This is a genomic window from Nostoc sp., assembly GCF_036919615.1.
In the GTDB taxonomy this organism is placed as follows: domain Bacteria; phylum Cyanobacteriota; class Cyanobacteriia; order Cyanobacteriales; family Nostocaceae; genus Nostoc.
The window spans coordinates 82,902-89,178 of sequence record NZ_JBALCN010000016.1 but is presented as its reverse complement, the minus strand read 5'-3'; the positions used below and the strand labels follow the sequence as shown (position 1 = coordinate 89,178).

The window sequence follows — 6,277 nt, the reverse complement described above, 5'->3', positions numbered from 1 at the left end:
GTGATTTAAGGAGATTTGAACTGCGCGATCGCATCTTTTGACAAAGCCCTGAAAATAAAACCCGACTTCCACTATGCTTGGATTAACCGGGGAATGGCGCTGAGTGATTTAAGGAGATTTGAACTGCGCGATCGCATCTTTTGACAAAGCCCTGAAAATAAAACCCGACTTCCACTATGCTTGGATTAACCGGGGAATTGTAGCGTGGAACGTAATTGGACTGTAAAATCAGCCGCTAGCGCTTTGATGATGATTCAGTTTTACCGATTGCTGCAACAAGGTAAATCAGAAGCAGTGGCTTTGGCTGAAGCTACCCAATGGCTGCAAAATGTCACAAATGCACAACTTTCAGAATGGTATGCAGCGAAAATAGCTACATTACCCCAAGATGAAGAGATCATTCGTCCTTTTTTACAAGATCAGTTAGATGATATTAAGATCAGACCAACAACTGATCAACCCTATAGTCATCATTACCACTGGGCAGCTTTTACAATTATTGGAGTTTTTTGATCATGCAACCTTTAGAAGCCTATAATCTCAAAGCTTTTGTCTTTGCATTGTCTTACCTTGATGCACCATTACCAGAGGATGTGCAGACAGAGGTTAATCAAGTAAATATTCCGGATGACATTGGTAAACTGGATGCGATCGCACGCAATTATCCGCCGTTAGCTGAACATTATCAAATTGCTCGCCAAAATTTAAAACAGGAAGCTGAAATCCGCAGTAAAGGGCCTTTACCCGCTAAAATTAATCAGGCTGCTGAACAGCAAAACACAGAAATCAATAATATTCTTGTTGCCATTGATGAACTAGATGATCAAAATTTAACTGAAATTGCTCAACCCATTCTCAATGATTCTGATTCTGTAACTGTCGCTAAAGACACGTGGGCAAGAATTATTCTCTCTCTACAAAAGCCTATGCTATGAATCAACAGTATAATCTCATCTATCCAACTATTGATTTATTTGTCTATGACCTGCAACAAGGTTTAGGACAAATAGATCAGATTTAAATAAAGATTACAAGAAAGTTAAAGATGATGTTTTGCTGAAACAACTCGATACATTAAAAAAACTGAAGCAGATTACGTTGAGTTGCTCGTACCCGAAAAACAAGAAAATTTTCAGCCAGATATAGCAGGTTATTATTACGCATTGTAAGTAGGTGATACCTATGCCCTGCAAGTAGATAGCGGTGTTACTGATTATCTGGGCAAATCTATGAGTAAATTTCAAGATATTAAACAAAATATAGAATCTCGTACCCATCACCAACAAGGGGAAATTGGTCAAACTTGGTTTGTTTAGGGATAGTTGGAAAAAATTTATAACCCGGAAGAAATTAGAGCGATCGCTGAACAATGCTATAAACAAATAAATCCCAGCTTTCAGGGTAAAATAGCTTTGCAAAGCCAGAGCAGTATCTGCATTTGAAGTCTGGGAACAGCCCAGTGATTGGGCAAATGAATAGAACTTTAAAGATAGCTTGCATATATTAATATGTTTGTTTCCGCCCCAGCAATATCTCAAAAATATTACAGAAAGTATCGCTAATATATATTTTGATTTAATCCGTCTGTTTTGCTATCGCCATAAAATCTTTTGGGCTATCTGCTGCAAATAGAAACAGATTACATCAACCTCAGCCCAGGCTTGACTCTGCTACAAAATTTAATTAGTACAATTCAAGGTACTATTGACATCTACCAAGCAAAAAGCGATGCCTACGGCTGGCTACGCCTACGCACCCTCAATACCACTATAGCGATCGCAGGTGTTGGACTGGCAACTAGCCAAATAGCCTCTGCTGTCATTCTCGCCCAGCCCAATGATTATCAACAACATTTCCGTTTTCGGGCTGAAGTTTTTGGGTGGAGTGTAGGCATAGGTGTCTTCTTTGCTGTGCTAATCTTTATTAGCCTGCGCTTTCGCCGCTAATAACTCCTCCCTTAGCGTCCTTAGCGTCCTTTGCGGTTCGATATCCTAACCATGTCTACCCAACCCACAATTGAAAGCATATACACCGATGGTGCTTGCACCGGTAACCCTGGCCCTGGTGGTTGGGGTGTTGTCGTCTACTTCAGCGATGGCTCAATCCACGAAATGGGAGATACATCCCCTCATACCACTAATAATAAAATGGAGATGCAAGCTGCGATCGCTGCCTTACAATTCCTGCAAACATCTCAACAAGCCCAACCCATCACCCTTCATACCGATAGTGAATACCTAATTAACTGCGTTACCAAGTGGGTGAAAGGCTGGAAAAAGAAAGGCTGGAAAAAGTCAGATGGTAAACCCGTCCAAAATCAAGACCTTTTGGAAACTCTTGATGAACTCAATACCCAACAAGTAAAATGGCAACACGTCAGAGGACATTCTGGTAACATAGGTAACGAACGTTGTGATGCGATCGCTCGTACATATGCCAGTGGCAAAACCCCTTCTCTGCAACAATTAACTCCTAAAAACTTTTATCAATCTTTACCTTCCCCAAATGACCTAAATGTAGCAAAAGTAGCTGATTCTGAAAAAAACTCTAGAATAATTAACCAAAATACACAAGAAGTCAGTACTTCTGCACTAGAAATAACTGTTATGGAACCATCAACTGGGCCAACTGTGGCCGCAACCGATGAAAAACCCTCAGAAATGAGGGTTTCGCAACTCCGCAGCTTGGTCGAAACTCTGCGTATCGCTGACGAAATTTCTGAAAAAGGCTACTTAATCACCAGTTCTGAGTTAGCAGACTTGATGGATGTCCATGCCAGTGCTGTTACCAGTCGGGGAGATCAATGGCGCTGGCGAAACTGGATAGTGTCACGGGTACGCCGTGAAGGAAATCAAATTCTTTGGGAACTGGAACGCGGGGATCAAATAGGAGGTGAAGAGGAGTTATGAGTTATGAGTTATGAATTTTTAACTCATAACTCAGCACTCACTACTCAGCACTATACTTGCGTCCCCGCCACTCGCGCGGGGTACGGAACGCAGATAAGAAGATTCGTAGCACAGCTAAGGGATCAGCCAAAGGCGAAAGCCAAAACAACCAGCCGCCTTTTGCACTTTTGCGATCGTAGGAAGGTGCGATCGCTATGAGCATAGCAAAACGAATCACCAGGAGAAATAAATTCAGTCCGAGCAGAAGAAGTTGGGGAGTCGGGGAATGGGGGAGTGGGGGAAAAATCAACAAAAAAGTCAGGACAATAAAAAGGGGCAGACCCTGAACAGATGTGAGTAGCCATAAATCTCCCCACAACTGAGAACGAGAAGTCGCATCTTTGAGGTCAAGACTCCGTCCCCATTCCTTCCACGTCTCCATCGCCCCTTCATACATCCGTACCTTCAGCACCTTTGCGCCATCTAAAAAGCCCACCTTATATCCTTGGATAGCAATATTCCGTGCCAGAGTGACATCATCACAAAAAGAACCACTTGCACTGCTGTAACCACCCACAGCAGCTAAAACGGAGCGACGACACAAAAAACACTGCCCATTTGCCATCACCCGTTCTGGCTGCTCTGTATTGATCCCAGTGGGGTCAAATCGGTAAAGCAGAGTCATCAACAAAGCCGGTTGTAGCCAACACTCTCCTGGATATTTGAGGATGAACTGGGGTGAAAGCGAAACCAGATCATAGTCTTGTGTTTCGGCCGTCTTCACCAAACCAGCAACCAAACCAGGATGCGGTTGGATATCAGCATCCAGCCCAAGAAACCACTGACTAGCCTCTGAGCTATATAGAAAACCGTTATGCAACGCCCAAGGACGCCCCACCCAACCAGAGGGTAAGGGATCATCTGTGATCAAGCGAAAGCGCGGATCTTTCTGCTGTGTCGCTTTTACCAAGTCGGGGGTGCCATCATCAGACTTGCTGTCTACAACAATTATTTCCCGAACTTCGTAGCTTTGCTGACTTAAACCAGCTAACAGAGGGCTAATGCGAAGCGCCTCGTTCAATGTAGGAACGACGACACTAACTCTACCCAAAAGCTCCAGTGTCGGCTGTTGCGGTTCTATTGGAGGATGGCGTCTTGGTCCCTTTAGCAGGCGTGAAAACAGAATCGCCGTTGCTGGTACTTGGATAAGTAGCAATAAAAGGGAGATAGCGCTTTCTACTATCAAAGCGTTGTCATTAGTCATTAGTCATTGGGCATTTGAGGCACGGGGAACTTGTACTGAGCGAACGCAAGAGCGTCTCTACGAGAAGCCGTAAAGCCTGCGGCATAGCTTCGCTTAAGGCGCAGCCTCTCTTAGAGTTGTATTGGGCATTGGGCATGGGGGATTAGTTATTCCCTTCCACTGCTAACTTTTAACTCCTAACTCCTAACTCCTAACTTTCCACTCCCCAATCTATAGGCTTATTTCAAGGCAACTTTAACGCTTCTTGCCACCGAGACTTCCTTGCTTGCTGGTTCAACAGCAACTTGAGTGGGTGTGGTTGAACTGCTTAACCACAGCGCCACAGCGGGAGTCACACCAAGCAATAAGCCGAGCAACACAGGGATGGAGAACCCAGCGGCCAAGCTTAGTCCGGCGGCGAAGGCAAAGTTAGTTAAATAAACGACTAAGGGTAGATTGAGCTGCGATCGCTCTAATTTAATCGAAGCGTTTCTCCACAATAATCCTGCCACACTCATAAACAGGGCGCTAGTACCAAACCAACCTGCATAGTTCTGGTAAGGTGTCCCAAAGAAAGCTCCTGGTTGTTCCCAATACCAGAAGGGCAGAGAAGATTGACTCATAGCTGGCTCAAGGGCAAAATCCCAGCAAGTGAAGAGCAAAGCACCAACGGCTATAGCAGCAATATGGCGTCCCCAACTGGGTTTTTGAGCCACTTTCAAACCAGATATAGCAATTAAGTAAGACGACAGCCCAACATAGAACCAAGATAAAGGAATTGTGAAAGGAACTAGCCCCCCAATCTTATAACCCAAGCCACTCAAGTAGCTATAATCACCAAACGGAAAACCTGTGCTGGTTCCCAGTAGTTCACTTCCTAAAGAAATAAACACAGCCGGCAGCATAAATGCTATCCAAGTTCCCAATCCCAACGTCCGGTAGGCATAAATAGAGACAGCTATTGTCCCCAAGATGATATCAACTACACCGCCACCTGCCATACTTAACTGTATGGCAGTTTCTCCAACCTGCGATAAGTTGAAAATTATTTCGGCATTAGGTACGACCAGTAGCATCCCTACCAGTCCAAAGGCTTTTGACACGATATGACCAATGAGGCATACGCGCTCAGCGATAACAAGTTGTCTCATGATAATTCCTTAACAAGATGTGACACGCGGCTACTCGGCTGCTAACAGTTTACAAATGTTTAACAACATATTTAACTACTTTGTGCCGCAATTCTCTACAAACTTGTTTGGCTTTCTTGCGAAGAGCATAACAGCCTATTGATTGAAGCTATAAGAAATATGATGATAAACTTACTAGTCTAAGCCATATAGTCAAAATCTATCTAATTTCATCTGCCAAAAATTCTGGTTTATTGTCCCACTGATACCCATATGATGAAAAACTCCTTCCATACAGGGATCTCGTTGAGGTAGGACAACCATCATAGATTCAGCAAGCCCTAAATTGACCAGAAACAAAAAGGTATAAGCCCACTTAGCTAGCGAGCGTGCATCACCTAAATTTATTTATGGAAAATAAAAAAATGTATTTCGAGACACGTAGTACAAGAAATACTACGTCAGTTGACTCAGAGCAACTAAATTTATTTATGGGGTTCTAATGAGTACTTTTGACTTCTTGATTCGTTCTTCCATCCCGTGGAGGGCAATGTTTGCCAATAACGGAGAAATGACTCCGCCTTGTGGCGTACGTCGCGCGAGTCCGCGCGCCCGCTTCGCTAACAGATGTCGGAAACAACTGCTTACCATCCATCACTCCCGCTTTTAACCAGGCGCAGACTTGTCGGCAGATGGTGGAGAATGTATTTAGTTTTCTTAGCAGTGCTTCTTGGTCGATGCAGTCAAAGCATTTAGAAATGTCGGCATCAAGCATATATTTTGGCTTTTTCCGAGTTGAGTTAAAGATTGCTTGAACCGGTCGGGTAAGGAGGAACTTGTTGCCAAGTTCTCCTCCCTTAAGAACCGGACTTGCGCCTTTGAGTGCATCCGGCTCAAGCCACAAGCTTTTCATTGCGTCACCTTTTTATTGTGCAGGCTTATTAGGTTTTACCTTTGTAGCCGAGGTGATTAACCTCTTTACTTAGGAACCAGGGGAAGGAATCCCTCGGAGGAGA

General features: G+C 44.0%; 8 protein-coding genes. 5 read left to right on the top strand and 3 right to left on the bottom strand.

The window, feature by feature from the left end:
* The first annotated feature begins 15 nt into the window (after positions 1-15).
* From V7K48_RS06810 to rnhA, 5 genes are all read left to right on the top strand, one after another.
* Positions 16-144, top strand: coding sequence for a hypothetical protein (locus V7K48_RS06810; RefSeq protein WP_335070820.1), 129 nt, complete (start codon positions 16-18; stop codon positions 142-144).
* A 60-nt stretch (positions 145-204) separates the two neighbouring features.
* Positions 205-513, top strand: coding sequence for a CHAT domain-containing protein (locus tag V7K48_RS06805; protein WP_335070818.1), 309 nt, complete (start codon positions 205-207; stop codon positions 511-513).
* Positions 514-515: 2 nt separating this feature from the next.
* Positions 516-935, top strand: coding sequence for a hypothetical protein (locus V7K48_RS06800; protein WP_335070816.1), 420 nt, complete (start codon positions 516-518; stop codon positions 933-935).
* A gap of 675 nt (positions 936-1,610) precedes the next feature.
* Positions 1,611-1,946, top strand: a complete 336-nt coding sequence (locus V7K48_RS06795; RefSeq protein WP_335070814.1) for a hypothetical protein — start codon at positions 1,611-1,613, stop codon at positions 1,944-1,946.
* Between the two features lie 51 nt (positions 1,947-1,997).
* Positions 1,998-2,909, top strand: coding sequence for a ribonuclease HI (rnhA, locus tag V7K48_RS06790; protein WP_335070812.1), 912 nt, complete (start codon positions 1,998-2,000; stop codon positions 2,907-2,909).
* A gap of 40 nt (positions 2,910-2,949) precedes the next feature.
* On the opposite strand, the gene cruG is transcribed toward rnhA, so the two are convergent.
* The 3 genes from cruG to V7K48_RS06775 form a co-directional block, all read right to left on the bottom strand.
* Entirely contained in the window at positions 2,950-4,152 is a 1,203-nt protein-coding gene (gene cruG, locus V7K48_RS06785; RefSeq protein WP_335070810.1) for a 2'-O-glycosyltransferase CruG, read from the bottom strand.
* Between the two features lie 218 nt (positions 4,153-4,370).
* Positions 4,371-5,282 (bottom strand): gamma-carotene 1'-hydroxylase CruF, encoded by a 912-nt coding sequence (gene cruF, locus V7K48_RS06780; RefSeq protein ID WP_335070808.1) that lies wholly within the window; start codon positions 5,280-5,282, stop codon positions 4,371-4,373.
* 478 nt (positions 5,283-5,760) lie between these two features.
* Positions 5,761-6,174 (bottom strand): hypothetical protein, encoded by a 414-nt coding sequence (locus V7K48_RS06775; protein WP_335070806.1) that lies wholly within the window; start codon positions 6,172-6,174, stop codon positions 5,761-5,763.
* Positions 6,175-6,277: the final 103 nt, after the last annotated feature.